The following is a 21,573-nucleotide window of genomic DNA, read 5'->3' as shown; positions in this document are numbered from 1 at the left end:
AGCGCATGGCGAAGGGTGCCCTTATCGCCGGACTTGCTGCAGCCGTCTGCGGTGCGGTTGGGCTTGTGTATTTCGGAAAGCCAAAAACGCTGACCTCCGAAGAGCTGGCGGCGGTTTATGAGACGCCGCTGCCCGCGCCTGATGGCCCCCTCACCGTGTTCCATCTCGGACATTCCCTGGTCGGGCGCGACATGCCCGCAATGCTGGCGCAGATGGCCGGGCACGACTACGCATCGCAACTTGGCTGGGGAACTCCGCTCAGGGCACACTGGAATCCGGATGAGCCGATCCAGGGCTTCGAGACGGAAAACGCCCATGACCGCTACCGCGATGCAAAAGACGCGCTTGCAAGTGGATCGTACGACACTTTCGTTCTGACCGAGATGGTCGAGATTGAAGCCGCGATCGAATACTTTGAGTCGCCGCTCTATCTTGAGAAGTGGGTAACAGCCGCACGAGACGGTAATCCTGATATTCGAATCTTTCTGTACGAATCCTGGCATGATCTGAACGATCCACAAGGTTGGCTCGAGCGTTTGGACGCCGATCCAGAGCGATATTGGGAAGGTATTCTGATTGCCCAGGCGATGGCTTCGGCTCCTGATGCCGATCCGATTTACGTTATTCCTGCCGGACGTGTCTTTGCTGAACTGGTTCGCCGGATCGAAGCTGGGGAAGGCGTGGATGGAATTACGTCACGCGAACACTTTTTCGCCCGATTCGAAGATGGCTCTCTCGACGCGATCCATGTGAACGATCTTGGATCGTACCTCGTGGCATTGACGCACTTCGCCGTCCTGTATCAGCGCTCTCCGGTGGGACTTCCGGCACAGCTGAACCGCGCGGATGGCACGCCTGCACAGGCCCCAAGTCCCTTGCTGGCAAGGCTTATGCAGCAAACAGTATGGGATGTTGTGTCCCAACTTCCGGTCACCGGTATCCCGGCGAACTGACGCTCTTTCCTGTCTCAGACGACGTCCGAAAAGGCAGCACGTGGAAACGCGTTGTTTCCAATTCGCGCGTCCTTTGCTGTCGCAATTTTGCCTTTTTTTGGCTAAATTGTGTCTTGTCCAAGGCACACGGTCACAGTTTGACCGCACATTGGGCAAGGCGGGGGCCTTAGTTCTGGAGCTGAATACGTGTTGTATTTTCAGTCGTTCGAAGAGGTCTTCTCCGCAATCAAGCGGCGCGTTGGTCTTATTGTTCTGATCACCCTCATTGGGTGTGTTGTTTCTGTAATTGTCGCCCTGACCCGTACGCCGGTGTACAACGCCATCGCCGTGGTCCAGATCGAAGACGCTCAGGTCGCCGGAACCAACACCAGCGCAGGCGCCATGACTGACACCCGCGCCAGTCTCGATGCCCGCCGTACCGTGCGTCTGATCGAACAGCGTGTCATGTCTCGTGGCTCTCTGCTCGAGATCATGGAGGTCCATGATCTCTTTAGCGAAGATCCGAGCATGACCTTGACCGAGCGTCTGACGGCTATGCGCGAGTCAGTCACGATTGATGCAATCCTTGCCGGAGAAGCCTGGCAGCCGAACCAGTCGGTATCCGGTATGGTGATCGACGTTAATCTGAGCGAGGCTCAGAAGGCAGCCGATGTCGCCAATGATCTTCTTGCACGGGTCATGGAAGAGGCGCGTGCGCGCAGTGTTGATCGTGCGCAGGTCGAATTGGAATTCTTCAACACGGAAGAAGCGCGCATCCGCGAAGAGATCATTGCCGCAGAAGCAGGGATTGCTGATTTCAAAACCGCAAATGCGGAACTCCTTCCCGCGAATATCACTGTTCTCCAAGGTGAGCTGACCACGCTCAACGCATCGCTCCTGACCCTTCGTCAGCAGACCCTTGGCCTTGAATCGAACAGCAGCCGCGTGCGTCCAGAGGCGCTGGAACGCCAGGTGGCCGTTCTGCAGGATCAAATTGCCCTGATCGAAAATCGCGTATCGCAGATCAACGCTCTGTTGGCACGTGCCCCGGCCGTTGAGCGGGAGCTCGCATCGCTGGAGCGTGAGTTGACCCAGTTGAATGAGCAGTTCACCGTGATCTCCCGCCGCAAAGCGGATGCCGAGATGAGCCAGAGCCTCGAAGAACAGCGTCAACTGGCGCGGTTCGAAGTGCTGGAGCCTGCTATCGTTCCGACCTACCCGGTGTCCCGCAGCAAGCGGTCGATCGCGCTGTTCGGTGGCTTGGCCAGCATTCTTGTTGCAGTGGGCATCGCCTTTGTCCTGGAGATGTTGAACCCGCCGATCCGCAATGCAGCGCAAATGGAACGTGTGCTTGGTGTACGTCCAGTGATCTCGGTTCCGGTGATCGAAACGGGCGCATCCGTGCCGACCAAAAAGAAATCCAACGGTTCCAAATTCGGACTGGGAGTTCTGGTTGCGTTGCTTGTGGGATTGATCGGTCTTGCGGCCAAACAGCTTGGCGAAATGACGGGCTTCAACCTGACCCCGCGCAGCGCTCAGTAAAGCGGTCAGTACGCGTAGTCACTCTGTTCTGTGTGTTCCGCCTTGTTCAGGATCACCCCCAGAAGTGGGATTTTTTCTCCGAGGCGCCGCTCAGTTTCTTTGATCTCACTTGCCTTCGTCGCTCCACCTGCGGCAACGATCAGTAGGGCGTCGATATGGGGCCGCATCGCGATCACGTCATCATTGAGCAGCGCAGGCGGGAGATCAAATAACATGACGTCTGGTTGGAACCGGTCCTCGATTTCGTGCAACGCTGTTTTGGTTGACGGATCCTGGAGCAATTCTGCCGCGTAGGGTTCCACAACGCCATTGAAACCAAAGGCCACATGAGAACCAGCGGAAATGCTGTTCGGAGCAAATCCCTGCAGATGATGCTCGACTGCGATTTCACCGCGCAGCATGTCCCCGATGGATCCCGTATCTGTGACACCGAAGACCTTGTGCAAGCTCGGGCTTCGCATATCGAGGTCAAGCACCACCGCCCGACAGTTCTCCTGTCGGGACAGGCTGATAGCGAGGTTGGCTGTGGTAAAGGTCTTGCCGCAATCCTTGGTCGGAGACGTGATCGCGACGCGTTTCCAGCCGTTTTCTGAAAGAGCCTGAAGCATTCTGGTGCGTAGAATGTCGAACCGCGTATGAGCCGGGTCCTGGCGAAGCGCCGTCACCACATTGCGTTGGGCGAGCCGTTTTGCATCCAGTTCAAAACGATCCAGTTCGTGCCAGACTGATTCCGGGTCAAAAACTGGCTCCGGCGCGACATGCGGCTTGGGAGCCGTTGCGAGAACAAGCGGAGTTTTGGGTTCAGTTGTCTTGGCAGCCTGACGTTTCGCTTCTTGCCTTACCTCGCGCGCGCGTTCGGCTTCGAGTTCCGCCTCACGCTGCTTTCGGCTTTCCAGTTCGGCGGCCAGCTTGCGTTCGGATTCGAGTCGTTCAGCCCGCTCTGCATCTTTCTTGCGCGCAACTTCCTGCAGCCGTTCGGCTTCCAATTCGGCCTGGCGTTGGAGCAGCGCTTCTTTTTCCGCAAGTAGCGCTTCGAGTTCCGCGACACGCGAATCCGGTGCATTCACCGCAACAGGCTGTGCCTGTTCGGCAGCCGTATTCGCTCCGCGCCGTTTCCGGCGCTGGAATTTTGGCTGCTCGGTCATGTCAGAGCCTCATTGCTCGGCATAAGTGTGTCCGGTTTTGGCCTGCGCGGGCAGGGTCATTCCCCTCGGTTTTGTCAGGTCATTCTGTCAAGAATACGTCCTATTTGAGGGGATTGTTGATCAAATGACGGCGATCAGAAGCCAAACAGATTGGCTTTTCCAATAGCCTCCTCGATGAATTTGGCTTTGTCTGTCTCCGGTTTCCACCCAAGTTCCTGCTTTGGCTTCGTGTTGACGAACGGGGACAGGTGCGCCCGGCTTTTCCAGTCGGCCAGAGAGGGCCGTGTTAACCCACGACGGCGCAGTGCATATACTTTGAGAACATGTTTTACCGCATCCGCCGCCCAGAACAGCGTCAGATTTCCGGTGCTCACCCGAATGCGCGCCGCCAGCGATTTATGGATTGCGTCGAAATAACCTTGGCCAGAGAGCATGGGTTCTCCGATCAGATTGTAGCTCTGACCCACGGCATCGGGATGTTCGCCCATCAGGATCAATCCGTCAGCCACATCGTCGATCAATACGAAGGGCAGGATATTCAGACCGTTGCCCCAAATCCGAACAGCGCCAGCACCGTGCCAGCGTCCAATGCCCCAGTGCTGAAGTGGACCACCGTGGCCTACCACGATCCCCGGTCGCGCAATGACCAGAGGCAGCCCGTCCCTTCGATGCATCTCCATCAGCCGTTTTTCACATTCCGCCTTGGACCGGGCATACATATTTCGGTCGCTCATATCGTCGGGGAAGGGAACGTCTTCGGTGATCTTTTGCAACGGCGATGACATGTCATAGCTGGCGATTGTGCCGGTATAGACCAGCCGTTTGACCCCGGCTTCCTGACACGCCTCGGCAATCCGCACAGCTACACCTACGTCGTGCTCCAGTGCTTCCTCCCATGTGCCTTCCAACGAGCGGGCAAGGTTGTAAACCACGTCGATGCCCTGCATCGCTTCGACCAGCGCAGCCTTGTCGTAGAGTGAAACGCCAACGGTTTCGACCTCGTCAGGCAGGTCCGGAAACGGACCGAACCGACCCCGGCTCAGAACGCGAACGTCTTGTCCTTTTGCGACCAACGCGCGGGTCAGCGCCCGTCCAATGAAACCTGTTCCGCCGATCACCATGGCCGTCGGTTTCGGGTCGCGGGTCTTCTTCTTGGGCTCCGCAGGTTTGAGCAAGGCGGACGGGATATGTTCCAATGCCTGATCCAATGCGGTCATCACCGTCACAGCACTTGCGCCGGAAAACCTGTCGTCCGGCGTTTTCCCACTCCGAAGCGCATCATAGATCGCCGCGTTCATTCCCTGAAAGCTCAGCGCGTAGGGCGATTTGCGGTTCAGCGAAGCGACCTGCGTTAACGTGTTGCCAACGCCTTCGCACAGGTGCTGCCAACTGAGGTCAAGCTGCTTCCGCAACGGATTCAAGACGAGATCCGACGCATTTTCCCGTTCCACCACCAGAGTGTCGGCCGCAAAATCCAGTCGTGCCCGCCCGGATGACCCCCGCAGCGTCAAGGATCGATCGTCGATCGTCTCGACCATTGAAATGGTCAGCGACACATCCACGCCCCCAGCCTGTGCCATGATGCGCCAAGCCTGATGGCGTGTGTCTTCCCCCGGCAGATCAACCGGTTTGGAGAGATGCACGGACTGGATGTCAGGAGCACCGAACAAATCGACGATGAATCCCATCAGGTGAGGTCCAAGTTCCAGCAGAAGGTTCTTCGGCTCCCGCAGCAACCAGATCCCGAATGGACCGGACCGCAGAGGCGCGAGCGGCAGACACCAATGGACCTCGGCCACAGACACCCGGCCCAACTCGCCTTTCGTAAGCATCGCCTTGAGCCGCTCGTAGGAGGGAAGCCCCATGAAGTTGTGCCCGGGATGAAAGCGGACTCCGTTTTCCCGGGCGACCGCTTCGATTTCTGAAGTTTCTTCCGCCGACGTCGCAACCGGCTTTTCGACAAGCACGTGTAACCCGCCTTTCAGGCACTGGATTGCCAGCGTGTGATGCAGGTGTGGCGGCGTCAGAATGTGAACGGCATCGCAAACCCGAGCCTCAATCAGGTCGGATACGTCCGCAAACACTTGCACACCCAACCCGTCTGCCAGCGACCTTGCTGCCGCTGAAGATGGGTCGCATACGGCTGTGATCTCGACACCGTCGGTCGCGCGGAGCGCGTCTGCATGCCAACTTGCGATATACCCGGCCCCGATAAGGCCCACGCGGATCTTGGAAGACGCCATTCGTCTCACCCCTTACTTGTATTCGATAATGCGCATCTGCGCGTGGCTCAGACGCCGCCAGTGAAAGCGGATCATGCCAATGAGATTTGGAAACTTGGACAGCGTCAGGAAGATGGAATGTCGCCGGGCCTCATCCGCGGGCAATCCGATCCCCTGCAAGCCCCGCATCGTTTTGAAGAAAGACAGGGCATATACCCCGAGAACCAGCACTGGCACGGCAGGCGACGAGACCGCTCCGAAAACCGCGATGAACGGCAAGAGTAAGCCGTAGATCCAACCTCTGCGACGTTCCCGTACGAAGTATTCCGGGTGCATGTGACCCACCTGCGCAAATCCATGTCCGGTGCGTTCAGCGCGTTTCCACCATTGTTCAAACCTCAGATGACCGCCGTCATGGAGGCACATGTCCCGTTCGATCCTGATCAGCCTCCACCCTGCCTTGCGCAGCCTTGTACAGAATTCGTCATCCTCGGCAGCGATCACCGTCGGATCAAAGCCATCAACCGCTTGGAACGCTAAAACACGGACCATCATGTTGCCGCCACAGGCGTCGATCTCACCCGCCGGTCGCTTCCATTCGACGTCCGACATCTGATTGAAGACGGTTATGTTCCGATTCAGTTCAGCCTGAAGTCCGGTCAAAAGCCCAAGTTCGGAGTTCTCCCGAAGCCGGGCCTCGCCGGCATCCAGCCAACCGGCAGCCATGATACAGTCACCATCAAGGAACTGTACGAACTCGGGCGGTTCCGGTGCTTCCATCAATGCCGCGAACCCCACGTTTCGTGCGCGTGCGGCGGTGAAAGGAACCGACATGTCAAGTGCGACCACGGTCGCTCCTACGGACTCGGCATGGGCGACGCTGTTATCCGTCGATCCGCTGTCGACATAAACAACCCGTCGCGCCTGAGGCATGACAGAGGCAAGGGATTTGACCAGACGGTCCCCTTCATTCCGGCCTATCAGAACAACATCGACACTCATCAACTTAACCCTTCACTGGGGCGAAGGCCGGGTTTCGGCCCATCATTCGCGTACGAACAGATCAGCTCGGACAGCCAGCGCGCTTCCTGTGCAGCATCGTACTCTGCCACAACCCTGGCCCGCCCGGACGTCCCATAGCGTACTCGCAAGGCGCCGTCGGACAGCAACGCGTCAAGCGCTTCGGCAAAGGCAGTGACGTCACCGGGCGGGACCAGTCTTCCGGAAACGCCGTCTTCAACCAGTTCCGGTATCCCGGCGATCCTTGTTGTCAGGACCGGAACCTGTGCCGCCATGGCCTCCATCAGAACAACGGGCACGCCCTCGGCAAAACTCGGCAGGACGAATACATCTGTCCGGGACAGTTCCGCGGCCACCTCGGTTTGTGATCTGTATCCCAGGAAGTGCACACGGTCCTGCAAACCGCGCCTGACGACTTCCGCTTCGAGTGTGGCCCGGTCCGGGCCATCGCCGACAAGGCGCAGCGTCAAATCGGGATGCTTTCCGGAAAGCTGCGACACGGCCTCAATCAGAACAGGAACACCTTTCACGTCCGCGAGGCGACCTACAAACAAAGCTGTGGAACCGGAGCGATTGGAGTCCGGTGCATAGCGCGAAGGATCGACGCCGCAATGTACGAGATGAAGCTTGCTCCAGTGTTGCTGATCAGCGAAACACATCAATTGTGAACGACAGAAATGGCTGATGCAGGCCACAAAGGATGCCCGTGCGGCCTTCTCATCGATCCGCCAATGATGGGGTTCGAAGAAGATATCAGGTCCGTGAATCGTAAAGCTCCAACGGATATCTGACAGGGCTCCAACCAGCATCGCGACCGTGCATGAAGCTTTAGCGATGTGGTTGTGCAGATGCGTGACCTCTTCATCGGCAAGCTTCGAGGCAAGAACTCCGGCTTCGATGAAATAGATGAGATTATAGAGTCTGCCCTTCACACCTTTCGGCGCAGTCTGCCAAGCCAGCGCCAAAGCAGAGAGATACCGTCCAGGCGACTTCATCCAACGTATGTGCGCCTTAATTGTCGTGACCGGGTTACGCACAGCATCAAGCACCTTGAAAGTCCGTTTGTGCTCTTCACGCTGTTCCGGTCCGACAAGATGCTCCGAGCCGGTTGTGCGGATTGAGCAGGTCAGTACCTCGTGCCCCAGCGCCCGCAGGTTTGCCACCTCACGCTGAATGAATGTATCGCTGGCGCGCGGATACTCTCCCGTCAGATATGCAATTTTTTGCAGGGTCATGCGAACTCTCCCCAGTCGGGTGCGGGGTCGGGGAGTTGATCTTCGCCAAATGGCGCGCGCAGCCGGAACTGCATGGGCAACAACCGCTGACGCAGTACCGCCTCACGAAGGAGTCCCGGGAGGTTGCCGGAAACAGGTCGTAACAAACGGGCCAGACCAAATGGGATTTGCCACGGCACAGGAACGACCGCTTTGGGCCAGCCCGCTTTTTGCAACGCGCCTATAACCTGGCCTCGGGTTGGAAGCGTGGGATCGACAAGCGTGAAGGTGCCATTCACGCGATGGAGTGTTGCCAGAACCAACGCTTTTGCACAGCGTTCTACGTGACAAAGCGGCAGAGGGTCGTTGTTTCCGATGCGCAGAAGAACGGGGCCAAGCCCAATACCAAGATGCCCGTTCCACAGGTGTTCTTCGTCATAGACGATCCCGGGCCTCAGGATGGAAAGGCTCTTGAAGCGTGCGGCCCGGGCCAATGATTCCTGCCTGACTTTTGCTCCGGAATAGGAGTCGCGCGACATTGACGGATGTTCAAGCGGACAGTCATCGGTCAACTCACCACCTATGGGAATCTGGCGGGTGTCGTACACGGCCAAGGAACTTGCCAGAGTCAGATGCCCGACCCCTGCCTGCTGCATCGCTTCAATAACGTGTTCGGTTCCGCCGATGGTCAGACGCTTGTGATCGGTCGGATCGCCAGACATCGCGGCAGCCAGATGAATGACCGCATCGCAGTTCTGCATCGCTTCGCTGAGATCTGAAATGGCGGTCCGTTGGGTCAGGTCCGTAAACACGTAAGATATGCCCGCCTGTTCGGGCCCGGGACGCCTCTGAACCGCGACGACCTCAAGATCCGCGTTCAGAGCGGCCTTTACGGTCGCCTGACCGATGAAACCGGACGCGCCCGTGATCAGGATTCGTCTCACATCGCCCATGGCATCGGTTCCATGGGATTGCAGCGGGTTGTCATCGCCTGAGCACCTGTGGTCTCACCGGCGTTCTGCATGGCCAGTGTTACTTCGGTCATGTGCAGCGCGAAGTCGTTGGACAGGCGTGAGGGTCGACCGGCATTTATCGCATCCAGCATTTCTTCCGGCCCAAGCATGAAGTTCATCGCCGCAGCCCCCCAGCGTTTGACCTTGGGGTGTGTCGGCTGAGAAAGCTTCACAGTCTTTGGGAATGGGGATTCCATCAACCGGCGGCGTATCGTCATCCGCTTGGCAAATGTCACCTTTGCACTGTTGTCCCATGCCGCCTTACAGGAAAGGACTCCGTCATCGCCGATGATCCGAATCTGATGATCGTGGGGGGCTACGATTGAGCAGGTCAGACGTGTCATCGGCCCGTTTTCAAAGAACAGCGTTGCAACTGACAGGTCCGGCGCAAAGGGGCCGGTCCCTTCTTTGTCGGGGATGGTCTCAGCCGACGCGGCGACGACCGTGCGGACCGAGCCGAACCATGAGATCAGCCAACCCAGATAGTAGCCCGCATGTTCCAGTGTGCACCCGACGCGGAACTCATCTTCATAGGGCCACGGCGCACCGGATTCCGAGATCCATTTCTTATACGCCGCTTGTGGTACAAATCCGTCATCCAGCTCTGCATAGATCGCGCGAGCAGGACCGGCGATGCCATTGCGGAGCGCGTGTCCCAGCGTTTGCGCGGCTTCTCCCAGAACACTGCACGGTGCTGAGGCGAGCATAAGCCCGGCCTTTTCCGCCTGCCGATGCAGCTGTTTCGCTTCGTCCACTGTCATCGCCAGCGGCTTTTCCGAATAGGTGTGGCACCCCGCAGCGAGGCAGGCCGAGTTGATCTCAAAATGCGCTGATGGATTGGTCAGGTTCAGAACCACCCCATTGCGGGGGTGCTGATCCAACAACTCTTCCAGTGATCCGACCGCCGTCAGAGACCAGTGATCGCAGAATTTCTTCAACCGCGCAGGATCGCGGTCGTACACGCCCGCAACCGTCAGTCCATCCATTGCCTGCAGTGACCGCATGTACAGGTCGGCCACAAAGCCACATCCGATGATCGACACAACACCTGTCACGCTGCGACCTCCCATGGGGCGCAGTCGCAGGACGGGCTGCGTGCTATTGGGTTCGATCTCTGGCTCACGGGTCTGCTCTTTGGCCTGCACTGGTAACGCGCTCGTTAAAGCACTCAATAATGGTCATAATTCGACAAATCTGGTTTTTCTCGCGGCAATGCAGCGTATTCTTTATATCATGTCTTGATTTTGCAGCGCTTCCGCCCCGATTTGGCCCAATGAGTTCAGTAACCCGTACCACAAAGATCGAACAGGAGGCGTGTATGCGCTTTTGGGGGCAGGCATTCGATGTACCCGTCAACGTGCCCGATTGGGCCACACTGACCCGCGAACTGACCCGCCGGTTCCAAGAAGGCGAAGGTTTTTCGCTCGCCACCATCAATCTTGACCATCTGGTCAAACTGCGTGCCGACGCCCGGTTCCGGGATGCCTACGCGGAACAGGATATCGTTGTGGCTGACGGTAATCCAATTGTCTGGCTTTCGCATATGGCGGGCCGTCCGGTAGAGTTGATCCCGGGTTCGGATGCCATTCTCCCGATCACCAAGATCGCTGCGGCCCAGTCGAAGACATTGGCGCTCGTCGGAAGCACCGATGCGGCTCTGGCAGGTGCCAAATCATATCTCGAGCACGAAATCCCCGGCGCGCGGGTGGTGACGACGATCTCTCCTCCGATGGGTTTCGATCCAACCGGGACGTCCGCGGACAAGGTTCTTGCTGAACTTGAGGATAGCGGTGCCGATGTCGCGTTTCTTGCGCTTGGAGCTCCCAAGCAGGAACTGTTCGCGGCCTACGGGCGGCGGAAACTGCCGGAAGTCGGCTTTGTCTCGATCGGCGCGGGACTCGATTTCTTCACCGGAACGCAAATCCGGGCGCCAAAATGGGTGCGCGCCATCGCTATGGAATGGCTCTGGCGGGCGACATTGCAGCCAGCGCGTATGGTTCCTCGCTATGCCAAATGCGCAATGATCCTGCCTGCCGAGATGGGGCACGCCTTGATCCTGCGAACTGGCGGCGGACCGAAAGCGCAAAAGACGGTCGTCTGATTTCCCATCAATCAAGCCGGTGAACGCGCCCCCCCGCCGCATCTGCGTCAGCGGTGTCATGGGTCACGAGCAGCACAGGCAAGCCCTTCGCACGAGCCTGTTCAAATACAAGCGTGCGGATCTGATCGCGGCGCTCTGTATCCAGTCGCGAAAATGGTTCGTCGAGCAACAACGCCTTTGGTGCCGACAGCAGCATACGCATCAATGCCACCCGCGCTTTCTGGCCGCCGGACAGTGTGTCTGGGTCGCGGTCGGCAAATCCTGCGAGGCCGATATCCTCGAGTGCCGATTCGATCCGGCGCATACGTTCCGGGCGCCCCTTGACTGACGCGTGCAGCCCGAAGGCAAGGTTCTGCCCAACCGACAGATGCGGAAAGAGCAATTCATCCTGAAACAGAATCCCGACATGCCGCGCCTCGGGCGGCAGGTCGGTTATGTCGGCACCGTTCAACACGACACGCCCCTGCGCCGAAAAGGTCGTATCCAGTGTCCCGATGACATATGACAGCAGGGTGCTTTTCCCGGACCCGCTCGGGCCCATCACTGTCAGCACCTCACCCGGTGCAACATTATCCGAGATCTCGACCAGGACATGCCCGTCGCGGCGGATGATGACGTTCTCGAGTGTCAGTCCGGGTTCAGGCATGGCGCAGCCCCCTGCGATTGCGCCAGACAATGGCAGGTAAAAGAAGCGCCAGAGCAAAAGGCAGAAGCGCCAGCGCTGTCTGGCTCAGCGCATACACCGAAATCACGCGACGATCACCCCCGGATGCCAGAGCGACGGCTTCGGTCGTGAGAGTCTGCACCCGTCCGGCCCCTGCAAGGAGCGTCGGTAAGAACTGTCCGATGGACACGGCAAAACCTACGGCAGAGGCAATCAGGATAGGGCGCAGCAGCATGGGCAGACGAACGCGCCAAAGAACTCCGTCACATCCCGCTCCAAGTGCTCGCGCAACGTGACCATAGCGAGCATCCCAGTTGCGGAACGGGTCTGCCAGAGACAGGAACACATAAGGAAGCACAAAGATGACATGCACCACGATCACTGCAATCCGGTTTCCGTCGATACCGGTAAAGATCGCCAGTGTCTGAAGCCCGGTCAGAAATGCGATCTGCGGTACGATCAGGGGCACATAAAGCAGCCAGAGAGCCTTTGTGCTTGGTCTCAATCCGTGCCGCTCTTCCGCTTCAAGGCAGGCAAGGGTCAGGACAAGCGCAACCATGGTTGCCGCGCACGCAATGACAAGTGTCTCCGTCACTATTGGCCACAGGTTCATCATATGGCGCATCCATGTTTTGGTGGAAAACGCAGCGGGGAGAAGGTCGGGGAAGCTCCAGAACCCGGCAAAGGACCAGACAGAAAGTCCGAGCAGACCAAAGAAAATGGCACCAGCGCTCAGTGCGGCCGCGCCAAGCGACACTCCCCGAAAAAGGCCCGTCGCGCCGCCCCGGCCACCGGAAATCACCCAGTTTCGCCCCAGGCCCGCCATCAGCCGTTCCGCGAGACGCCACAGGATCAGTGTTCCAATCACCAGACCCAACTGCCAGACGGCAGCCGCCGACGCCAGGAACCGCATGTTCAGATCCGGGTCGTTCATCCATTTCAGAATCTGAACCGCGAGCGTCGGCGGCGTCGTCGGTCCAAGGATCAGCGACACATCCACCACCGTCATCGAAAACGCGAGAACAGCAAAAACCGGTAGTCGGATCTGCGCGTAGACTCTGGGGAACACGGTCTTGATCCAAGCCGTTACCGGCGCATACCCCAGCGCGAGCGCGGTATCCCGGGCTTGCGCAGTGCGGATTTGATTGAGCGCTGCCAGCGTCATCAAGAGAAGGAAAGGCACTTCTTTGACGACGAGACCGGCAATAAGCGAAAGACCAAAAGGATCCTGCAGGATCAGAATGTCGGGCGGCCTCTCCCAGCCGGTCAGCCAGGGAGAGGTGGCCCGCGATATCCACCCGGACGGTGCGATCAGGAACGCAAGCCCGAAGGCGGCGGCGGCGTGCGGGATCGAAAGAAGTGGAGAGAGCATCCGCTCGATAATCTGAAAAGCCCGCGTGCCACTCCAAGAGGCGCAGATCAACACAACCACCAACAGCGACAGCACGGTTGCAGCGACTCCGGTAGTCACGCTCAGGACAGACGCGCGGAAGACACCGGGCCATTCAAAGAGCATGCGAAATGCAGCGAGACCGAAATTGTCGCCACCCAGCGCAGGCAGGTATCCGAATGCCGGTGCCAGAGTGCCCAAAACGCCGGCAACCACAGGCCCAACCATGACAGCAAGTGTCAGAACCGGCGCCCAGGGAAGCAGTTTGGCACGCCGCGTTGCCGGGTCACAGCTGGTGGACACGCCGTGCGCCTATTGCGCGACGCCGTAACGCTCTGCCCAGTCCTCTTCCAGGCGGACCATCCAGCTTGGATGTGGTTCTGGCAGGGTGGCACCGAGTTCCGAGGGCGGAAGTGTCGCGACGCCCATCTCGAGCGCCTCGAACTTCGCGCGTTCGTCGTCCGATAGTTTGGCAATGTCCAGAACGGTGCCCAGTCCCCAGACCTCCGGATCCTGCATCATGGCCTGCGCCTCTGGCGACATCATGAAGTTCGCCACAACCATAGCGCCTGCCTTTGCACTGGCGTTGTAAGGGATCGCGACAAAACTTGCGTTTCCGATACTGCCGGCATCCATCACGTAGCTGCGAACGCTGTTCTGAAGTTGGCCGTTGGCGATCGCGTTGCTGGCTTCATTGGGATTGAAGCTTATCGCCAGGTCAATCTCACCATCTGCCATGAGCTGGATCTGGCGAGATTCATTCTGTGGATAGGCACGCCCCTGACGCCAAAGCGTTGGGGTCAGATCGTCAAGAAATGTCCAGAACGAAGCTGTCACGGCCTCGTAGTCGGCTTCCTCCTCCGGGGCCTGAAGGACCGACATGTCCGGTACAAACTCGATCAGCGCCTGTTTGAGAAATGTCGATCCAAGGAAGTTGGGGGGCTGGGGATAGGTGAACCGACCCGGATTGGACGCTGCATAGTCTGCTAGGGCGTTCATTGTCGTCGGCGGCGTCTCGAGCCGCGCGGCATCATAATAGAAAACCACCTGCGCCATGCCCCAGGGCGCTTCGAGCCCGTCGGTCGGCACGGTGAAATCGGAAATCACCGCTGGCTTGCCTGCCACATCCACCTTGGCCCAGCTCGGCATCGACTCGACCCAGGGACCAAACAGAAGATCCTGCCGCTTCATCGCAGCAAAATTCTCGCCGTTAATCCAGATCATATCGACCGCGCCACCCTCATCCTTTCCGGCCGTCTTTTCGGCCAGAACGCGGCTGACTGCCTCGGCTGTGTCGGAAAGCTTCACATGCTCGAGTGTGACGCCGTACTCATCCTGTACCCGATCTCCGATCCAACCAATGAAGCTGTTGATCGTGTCCGAGCCACCCCAAGCATTCCAGTAAACCGTTTGCCCGCGCGCCTCTTCTGTTACGGCCTCCCAATCGGTCGGATCTGGTTCGGCCTGTACGGCGACCGCCGTCATGGTGGCAAAAAGGGCGGCAAACAACAGGCGCATAACGGGTCTTTCCTTTGATCGTTGAGGTTCACTTACCGAATGGCGTGGAAAAAACCAGCGTTTCCGGCCTCCGGTCAAATGACAAACAGGTGTGCAAGATTTCAGTGTACCCGCGTCGTTCGGCCCGATAATGCCATGTCCGACCTCTGATAAGGACACCGGTAATGCTCGATGCCGCCCTCTTGCCATTCGTCAAACGTGCCGTCGACCGCCCGGCCCGATGGCTTGTCGCGCATGGGGTCAGCGCCGATCAGATCACCTTGATCGGATTCGGTTTCGGGATCATCGGTGTGCTCGCCGCTGCTGCGGGCCTTTTTGCAACTGCCCTGACCTGCCTCGCTCTCAACCGGCTTGCAGATGGCCTTGATGGCGCAGTCGCACGGTTGACCCGACCAACGGATCGGGGGGCGTTTCTCGACATTGCGCTTGATTTCATGTTCTACGGCCTGTTTCCGCTGGGGTTCGCTCTGCATGATCCGATGACGAACGCGCTTCCTGCCGCCCTGCTGATATGCAGTTTCATTGGCACCGGATCGAGTTTCCTTGCGTTCTCGATCATCGCCGAAAAACGCGGCATCACCTCCGATCAGTATCCGACCAAAGGCATCTTCTATCTTGGCGGTCTGACTGAAGGCACTGAAACCATCGCGCTCTTCGTGGCGATGTGTCTTTTCCCGGCGGCGTTCCCTTGGCTTGCTTATACCTTCGCGGCACTGTGTGCGCTCACCACCCTGACCCGTTGGTTGGCAGGGTGGCGGATGTTCGGCTAGCGCCTTGCCCTGCTTGGTCATTGTCAAATGGGCCGGGAGGCGCCCGAAAACGGTCGGACTGCGTGAGCGGTTCAATGTATACGGATAAGCGGCCTCTCCACATCCGGTGACACCTCTGCTAAACCCCGCTCAAGGCCGGGTCGAGCAGAGGACACCGCATATGACAACCCCGAAACCTGTCGTTTTGACCATCCTGGACGGCTGGGGCTTGCGCGACGACCCCACCGCAAATGCGCCGAAACTGGCGAACACGCCGACGATGGATCATCTGATGGCCACATGTCCCCATGCGACGCTCGTCACACATGGTCCGGACGTGGGCCTGCCAAGCGGGCAGATGGGCAATTCCGAGGTAGGGCATACCAATATCGGAGCGGGCCGCGTTGTGGCGATGGATCTTGGTCAGATCGACCTCGCCATCGAAGATGGCAGCTTTTTCGGGAACGCCGCGATCCTCGATTTCGCGAAAAAGGTCAAAGAGTCAGGAGGCCGTGCGCATGTGATGGGCGTCGTCTCGGACGGAGGTGTGCATGGGCATATCAGCCATATCAAGGCCGCGGTAAAACTTCTGACCGATCAGGGTGTGCCTGTGGTCATCCACGCGATCACTGACGGACGAGACGTTGCACCGACCTCGGCCAGCGGCTTTGTAGATGATCTGGCCAGTTCGCTTCCTGACACCGCATCGATTGGCACCGTCATCGGGCGGTACTTCGCGATGGATCGCGACACCCGCTGGGACCGTGTGAAGCGCGCCTATGATGCGATGATCACAGGACAGGGAATCGGGGCCGACACGGCACAGCAGGCTGTTGCCGACGCGTATGCCGCAGATCAGAGCGACGAGTTCATCGAACCGCGCGTGATTGGGGGCTACACCGGGCTGACGAAGGGTGACGGGTTCTTTTGCCTCAATTTCCGTGCTGACCGCGCGCGCGAAATCCTCGCCGCGATTGGCGCGTCTGATTTCGAGGGTTTTGACCGCGAGCGACCGCAGCTTTCAGCGCTTCTGGGCATGGTGGATTATTCGACGGCTCACAATGCCTACATGACCACTGCCTATCCCAAGCAGGAGATCGTGAATACCTTGGGCGAATGGGTGGCGAAACACGGGCTGAAGCAGTACCGGCTTGCCGAAACTGAAAAGTATCCGCATGTCACTTTCTTCCTCAACGGTGGGCAGGAAACCCCGGAAGCGGGGGAAGACCGGTTCATGCCAAAGAGCCCGAACGTGGCTACATATGACCTGCAACCTGAAATGTCTGCCGCAGAAGTGACCGAGAAATTCGTCGCGGCGGTGGAGGCTGGGTACGATCTGATCGTCACCAACTATGCAAATCCCGACATGGTCGGGCACACGGGTGATCTGGATGCGGCGATCAAGGCGTGTGAAGCGGTGGACGCCGGTCTGGGCAAGGTTCTGGCCGCTGTCGAAAAAGCTGGGGGCGCGATGATCGTCACAGCTGACCATGGCAATTGTGAAACCATGGTCGATCCCGAAACCGGCGGGCCACATACTGCGCATACAACCAACCTCGTTCCCGTAGTGCTTTTCGGTGGGCCAGAGGGAGCCTCGCTTGCCGATGGGCGATTGGCCGATCTGGCACCGACGCTGCTGGCTCTGATGGGGCTGCCTCAGCCACAGGAAATGACCGGGGCAAGCCTGATCCGCACATGAGGCTCCTGGCAGTTCTAATATGCCTGATTGGCACACCGATTGCGGCGCAGACACCCGCCGAAGCGGCGAAGAGCGCGATGCGTCAGCTGGAAGAGGCCACGGCCCGGCTCGATGCGGCTGACACCGCGCGCGACAGGGTCCGCGCTTTGACCGAAGCGGTGCAGGCGTTTGAGACAGGACTCGCCGCGATGCGGGACGGGCTCAGGGCTGCGTCGATCCGGGAAACCGAACTCCGCCGCGACCTTGACGCACGCGATGCGGAAGTGACCCGGCTGCTTGCGGCCTTGTCTGCGCTCGGGAATACCGCCGGTCCCAAGAGCTTTGTGCATCCGGATGGCCCGATCGGCGCCGCGCGGGCAGGTCTGCTGATGGCGTCGGTCACACCGGCGCTTTCGGATGCGGCCGCAGACCTGCGCGCCGATGTCGAGGAAGCGTCCGTGTTGCGACAGCTTCAGCAGGACGCCGCGAATACGCTTCAATCAGGTCTGGCGAATGTCCAGGCCGCGCGCGCACAACTCAGCCAGGCAATGGCCGACCGCACCGATCTGCCGCGTAAATTCACAGAGGATCCTGTCAAGACGGCTCTGCTGATCGCGGCGACGGAGACACTCGATGGTTTTGCGGCTGGTCTGAGCCAGATCTCAGAAAACGAAACTGACCTTGATCTGCCCGCCACGCGCAACCGCAAGGGCACGCTGCCGCTGCCTGTGGCCGGCGAGATTCTGCGCCGCGCTGGTGAAACCGACGCAGCGGGCGTGACCCGCCCCGGTGTTCTGATTGCGACCCGGCCGCGCGCGCTGGTCACGACACCGACGGCCGCAACGATCCGTTACCGGGGTCCGCTGCTGGATTACGGCCTGGTGAGTATTCTTGAACCCGAGCCGGATATCCTCTTCGTCTTTGCCGGTTTGGATACCGTATTCGGAGAGACCGGCGAGGTGCTTCCCGAAGGCAGCCCTGTTGGTTTGATGGGCGGGCCGGAGGGCAGCCCGGACGATATTCAATCACCATCCGGTGAAAGGGCTGGCGAAGCGCTGTCCGAAACGCTCTATATAGAGGTCAGACTCGGCGACACGCCGGAGGACCCCCTCGGGTGGTTCACAGATGATAAGGGAAGGACCGAATGAAAAAAGTAGTCATGGCGGCCATGGGCGGCACACTTGCGGGCATCGTGGCCACGACCCAGTTCGTCGGCCCACTGATCGCGCAGGAAAGCGCCCGTTCCACAAGCGTCTACGAACAGCTTGACCTGTTTGGTGACATTTTTGAACGGATCCGCGCACAATATGTCGAAGAGGTGGATGCAGGCGATCTGATCGAAGCCGCCATTGACGGCATGCTCACCTCTCTCGATCCGCATTCCAGCTACCTCTCGCCGGATGATGCAGCCGATATGCGCGTCCAGACGCGCGGCGAGTTCGGTGGTCTCGGGATCGAAGTCACTCAGGAAGACGGGTTTGTCAAAGTGGTCTCCCCCATCGATGGCACGCCTGCCGATGCGGCCGGAATCGAAGCGGGTGATTTCATCACGCATGTTGACGGCGAATCCGTTCTGGGCCTGACGCTTGACGAAGCGGTCGACATGATGCGGGGACCTGTCGGATCGGAAATCATCATCACTGTTGTCCGTGAAGGTGAAACCGAACCGTTCGACGTGTCGATCATTCGCGACACGATCAAGCTGACGGCCGTGCGCACCCGACTTCAGGGCGATGCCGTCGTGCTCCGTGTGACCACCTTCAACGACCAGACTTATTCCAACCTCGAAGAAGGTCTTGCCGAACAGGTCGAAGCGGCAGGCGGAATGGAGAATGTCGAAGGGATCGTTCTCGATCTTCGCAACAACCCCGGTGGTCTTCTGAACCAGGCGATCCGGGTCAGCGATGCCTTCCTCGACAAGGGCGAAATCGTCAGTACCCGTGGCCGCAATCCTGAAGATGGTGACCGCTATAATGCGACGCCGGGTGACCTTGCCGAGGGCAAGCCCATCGTTGTGCTGATCAACGGCGGTTCAGCTTCCGCGTCGGAGATTGTTGCGGGCGCGCTGCAGGATCACCGTCGGGCCATTGTCGTTGGCACAAAGTCCTTCGGTAAGGGGTCTGTCCAGACCGTTATGCCGCTGCGGGGCGACGGTGCCATGCGCCTGACCACCGCGCGCTACTACACACCGTCGGGGCGTTCGATCCAGGCGCTTGGCGTGTCACCGGATATTGTCGTTGCCCAACCGCGCCGTCCCGAAGCAAGCGAAGAGGACGATGAAGAGACCAACGTCTTCAACCGCTCCGAGGCAGACCTCCGCGGCAGCCTCGACAATGACAGCCTGACCGAGGATGAGATTCAGCAGATTGAGGCTGATCGCGCCAAGGCCGAAGCTGCGGCTGCGCTGCGCGAAGAGGACTACCAGTTGGCCTATGCCATCGACATCCTCAAGGGTCTGACCGCCCTTCAACCCTCGAAAGACTGAGCCAAATGCGGCGCGGGCCGTCCCGCGCCGCATCCTGACGAAAGCCTCAAGATGACCCCCGAAGACATTGCCCGTCTCCCATACCGTCCCTGTGTCGGCGTGATGCTCGTCAACCGGGATGGCCATGTTTTTGTAGGCCAGCGCATCGACAATCCGGGACCTGCCTGGCAGATGCCCCAGGGCGGTGTGGACAAAGGTGAAAGCCCCCGCGACGCCGCGCTGCGCGAGCTTTGGGAGGAAACCGGCGTTACGGCTGACCTCGTAAAGGTCGAGGCTGAGACCAAAGACTGGATCCCTTATGACCTGCCGCACGATCTCGTCGGCCAGCTGTGGAAGGGGAGGTATCGCGGGCAGGAACAGAAATGGTTCCTGATGCGGTTCAACGGGCGGGATGACCAGGTGGATATCGCCACCGAGCATCAGGAATTCAGCCGCTGGCAATGGATGCAGCCGGATCGGCTCATTAACAACATCGTTCCGTTCAAACGGCACGTTTACGAACGTGTCCTTGCGGCGTTCAAGGATCACCTGTGATCCTCCGGTCGGGTCTTTTTGCAGCGTTTGCCGCATTGGCCCAGCCGTCGTGGGCATTGAGTTGCATGGCACCCGACATCGCCCGCGATTACGCGCGGGCGGCACAGTCAGACCAAACCTACATCGTTGTACGCGGTGAACTTCACTTCGAAGAGTCCGCGTTGCCCAACCGGATGGACCAACGCCAATCGTGGATGCGCGACAGCGTCGAAATCCCAGCCTGGTTGGCAGGTCGGTCCCTCACCCGCGATGGTTTTACCAAACCCTTTGAACGCGACGTGATCCTGCGCGTGTCCTGTCTTGGCCCGTGGTGCGGTGCCACGACAAAGGGACTGCATCTGACATTTCTTCGGAAGGACGGCCAAGTGTGGGTGATGGAGATCGGCCCCTGTCCGGGTATGACGTATTCCGAACCGTCCGATGCCCAGGAACGACAGGTTATGTCCTGTTTCAGGGGTGAAACCTGCGTTCCGGAGTAGCTCGCTGATAAGGAAGAGGCACCGCCATGCTGTGTAGGATCGGAGAAGTCGAAGTCTGGAGGCTTCTTGACATGCACGGCCCGTTCATGGCGCCCGAAGAACTGTTTCCGAATGCCGGTGCCGATGTCGCGCGGATCATAGAAAACCACGTTCCCGGCTGTATCTGCAGAGAAACCGGTCGCCTCATCCTTCCGGTTCAGGGGTTTCTTCTGATCACGCCGCATCACCGGATTCTGATCGACAGCTGTGTTGGCAATGACAAAACGGTTCCGACTTTCCCTGACTGGCACAAACGGTCCGATACGCGGTTCCTGTCATCTTTGGCGGCGGCGGGTCTGACAGTGAGTGATATCGACTATGTATTGTGCACCCATCTCCATACCGACCATGTCGGCTGGAACACCCGGCTTGAAGATGGGCGCTGGGTACCGACTTTCCCAAAGGCGAGGTACCTGATGCCAGCAGCGGATGAATCCGTGCAGAAAGTGCGAAACACCGACCTCTACGTTGAGAGCGTCTTGCCCGTGATTGCAGCAGGACAGGCGGAACTCGTCGATGCAGGGCATATTCTGGACGATTGTGTAAGCCTCATTCCGACACCCGGACACACCCCGGGCCATGTCTCGGTTAGGGTCGCCAGCAGAGGCAAAGAGGCGATTGTCACGGGCGACGCGCTGCACACCGCGGCGCAGTGCTGGCATCCTGAATGGCACTTCCGGTTCGACGTCGATGCTGAACAGGCGGTGAAATCCCGGCGGCGCCTCCTGGAAACCGCATCCGAAGCCGATTGCGTTGTTCTGGGCAGTCATTTTTCGCTGCCGTCCGTTGGCCGCATCGCAGCCTTCCAGAACGCATTTCATTGGACAGACCTCACAGAGACCTGAACG

Annotated in this window: 19 protein-coding genes; 10 read left to right on the top strand and 9 right to left on the bottom strand. The window is 59.1% G+C overall.

The genetic code is table 11. The features are described from left to right. Positions 1 to 5: 5 nt before the first annotated feature. The gene (locus tag MGEO_RS10320; RefSeq protein WP_085636795.1) at positions 6 to 953 is read left to right on the top strand and encodes a hypothetical protein; all 948 of its coding nucleotides are present in this window, start codon (positions 6 to 8) and stop codon (positions 951 to 953) included. A gap of 186 nt (positions 954 to 1,139) precedes the next feature. Further along, entirely contained in the window at positions 1,140 to 2,474 is a 1,335-nt protein-coding gene (locus MGEO_RS10315; protein WP_158091005.1) for a Wzz/FepE/Etk N-terminal domain-containing protein, read from the top strand. Positions 2,475 to 2,479: 5 nt separating this feature from the next. On the opposite strand, the gene MGEO_RS10310 is transcribed toward MGEO_RS10315, so the two are convergent. The 6 genes from MGEO_RS10310 to MGEO_RS10285 all read right to left on the bottom strand — a co-directional run bounded on the left by MGEO_RS10310 (position 2,480) and on the right by MGEO_RS10285 (position 10,158). After that, a complete protein-coding gene (locus tag MGEO_RS10310; protein ID WP_085636789.1) occupies positions 2,480 to 3,619 on the bottom strand; it encodes a nucleotide-binding protein in 1,140 nt (379 codons plus the stop codon). A 134-nt stretch (positions 3,620 to 3,753) separates the two neighbouring features. After that, positions 3,754 to 5,862, bottom strand: coding sequence for an NAD-dependent epimerase/dehydratase family protein (locus tag MGEO_RS10305; RefSeq protein WP_085636786.1), 2,109 nt, complete (start codon positions 5,860 to 5,862; stop codon positions 3,754 to 3,756). Positions 5,863 to 5,874: 12 nt separating this feature from the next. After that, positions 5,875 to 6,843, bottom strand: a complete 969-nt coding sequence (locus tag MGEO_RS10300; RefSeq protein WP_085636784.1) for a glycosyltransferase — start codon at positions 6,841 to 6,843, stop codon at positions 5,875 to 5,877. After that, positions 6,843 to 8,096 (bottom strand): glycosyltransferase family 4 protein, encoded by a 1,254-nt coding sequence (locus MGEO_RS10295; RefSeq protein ID WP_085636781.1) that lies wholly within the window; start codon positions 8,094 to 8,096, stop codon positions 6,843 to 6,845. Before MGEO_RS10295 ends, MGEO_RS10300 begins: the two co-directional genes overlap by 1 nt. Then, positions 8,093 to 9,028 (bottom strand): NAD-dependent epimerase/dehydratase family protein, encoded by a 936-nt coding sequence (locus MGEO_RS10290; protein ID WP_085636778.1) that lies wholly within the window; start codon positions 9,026 to 9,028, stop codon positions 8,093 to 8,095. The genes MGEO_RS10295 and MGEO_RS10290 overlap by 4 nt, the downstream gene beginning before the upstream one ends. Then, positions 9,016 to 10,158 (bottom strand): Gfo/Idh/MocA family protein, encoded by a 1,143-nt coding sequence (locus tag MGEO_RS10285; RefSeq protein ID WP_085636826.1) that lies wholly within the window; start codon positions 10,156 to 10,158, stop codon positions 9,016 to 9,018. The genes MGEO_RS10290 and MGEO_RS10285 overlap by 13 nt, the downstream gene beginning before the upstream one ends. A gap of 248 nt (positions 10,159 to 10,406) precedes the next feature. Here MGEO_RS10285 and MGEO_RS10280 point away from each other — a divergent pair, with 248 nt between their 5' ends. Continuing rightward, positions 10,407 to 11,189 (top strand): WecB/TagA/CpsF family glycosyltransferase, encoded by a 783-nt coding sequence (locus MGEO_RS10280; protein ID WP_085636774.1) that lies wholly within the window; start codon positions 10,407 to 10,409, stop codon positions 11,187 to 11,189. A gap of 7 nt (positions 11,190 to 11,196) precedes the next feature. On the opposite strand, the gene MGEO_RS10275 is transcribed toward MGEO_RS10280, so the two are convergent. The 3 genes from MGEO_RS10275 to MGEO_RS10265 form a co-directional block, all read right to left on the bottom strand. Next, a complete protein-coding gene (locus MGEO_RS10275) occupies positions 11,197 to 11,835 on the bottom strand; it encodes an ATP-binding cassette domain-containing protein (protein ID WP_085636771.1) in 639 nt (212 codons plus the stop codon). After that, positions 11,828 to 13,471, bottom strand: a complete 1,644-nt coding sequence (locus MGEO_RS10270; protein WP_085636823.1) for an ABC transporter permease — start codon at positions 13,469 to 13,471, stop codon at positions 11,828 to 11,830. The genes MGEO_RS10275 and MGEO_RS10270 overlap by 8 nt, the downstream gene beginning before the upstream one ends. Positions 13,472 to 13,555: 84 nt before the next feature. Continuing rightward, positions 13,556 to 14,761, bottom strand: a complete 1,206-nt coding sequence (locus tag MGEO_RS10265) for an ABC transporter substrate-binding protein (RefSeq protein WP_085636769.1) — start codon at positions 14,759 to 14,761, stop codon at positions 13,556 to 13,558. Positions 14,762 to 14,925: 164 nt separating this feature from the next. Between MGEO_RS10265 and MGEO_RS10260 the strand changes: the two genes are divergently transcribed. The 7 genes from MGEO_RS10260 (at position 14,926) to MGEO_RS10230 (ending at position 21,570) form a co-directional block, all read left to right on the top strand. Continuing rightward, positions 14,926 to 15,531: a CDP-alcohol phosphatidyltransferase family protein gene (locus MGEO_RS10260; RefSeq protein ID WP_085636767.1), complete on the top strand. Its 606-nt coding sequence runs from the start codon at positions 14,926 to 14,928 to the stop codon at positions 15,529 to 15,531. Between the two features lie 160 nt (positions 15,532 to 15,691). Further along, positions 15,692 to 17,209: a 2,3-bisphosphoglycerate-independent phosphoglycerate mutase gene (gpmI, locus tag MGEO_RS10255; RefSeq protein ID WP_085636765.1), complete on the top strand. Its 1,518-nt coding sequence runs from the start codon at positions 15,692 to 15,694 to the stop codon at positions 17,207 to 17,209. Then, on the top strand, positions 17,206 to 18,336 hold the full coding sequence (locus MGEO_RS10250) for a murein hydrolase activator EnvC family protein (RefSeq protein WP_085636763.1): 1,131 nt from the start codon (positions 17,206 to 17,208) through the stop codon (positions 18,334 to 18,336). Before gpmI ends, MGEO_RS10250 begins: the two co-directional genes overlap by 4 nt. Further along, positions 18,333 to 19,673, top strand: coding sequence for a S41 family peptidase (locus MGEO_RS10245; protein WP_085636761.1), 1,341 nt, complete (start codon positions 18,333 to 18,335; stop codon positions 19,671 to 19,673). Before MGEO_RS10250 ends, MGEO_RS10245 begins: the two co-directional genes overlap by 4 nt. Positions 19,674 to 19,724: 51 nt before the next feature. Then, positions 19,725 to 20,207 (top strand): RNA pyrophosphohydrolase, encoded by a 483-nt coding sequence (locus MGEO_RS10240; RefSeq protein ID WP_085636759.1) that lies wholly within the window; start codon positions 19,725 to 19,727, stop codon positions 20,205 to 20,207. 65 nt (positions 20,208 to 20,272) lie between these two features. Further along, positions 20,273 to 20,686 (top strand): hypothetical protein, encoded by a 414-nt coding sequence (locus tag MGEO_RS10235; RefSeq protein WP_143746262.1) that lies wholly within the window; start codon positions 20,273 to 20,275, stop codon positions 20,684 to 20,686. Positions 20,687 to 20,757: 71 nt separating this feature from the next. Then, the gene (locus tag MGEO_RS10230) at positions 20,758 to 21,570 is read left to right on the top strand and encodes an MBL fold metallo-hydrolase (protein ID WP_233139806.1); all 813 of its coding nucleotides are present in this window, start codon (positions 20,758 to 20,760) and stop codon (positions 21,568 to 21,570) included. Positions 21,571 to 21,573 lie beyond the last annotated feature (3 nt).

It is taken from the genome of Marivita geojedonensis, from assembly GCF_002115805.1.
Taxonomy (GTDB): domain Bacteria; phylum Pseudomonadota; class Alphaproteobacteria; order Rhodobacterales; family Rhodobacteraceae; genus Marivita; species Marivita geojedonensis.
The sequence above is the reverse complement of the archived record's forward strand: the minus strand, read 5'-3'. Positions and strand labels throughout refer to the sequence as shown.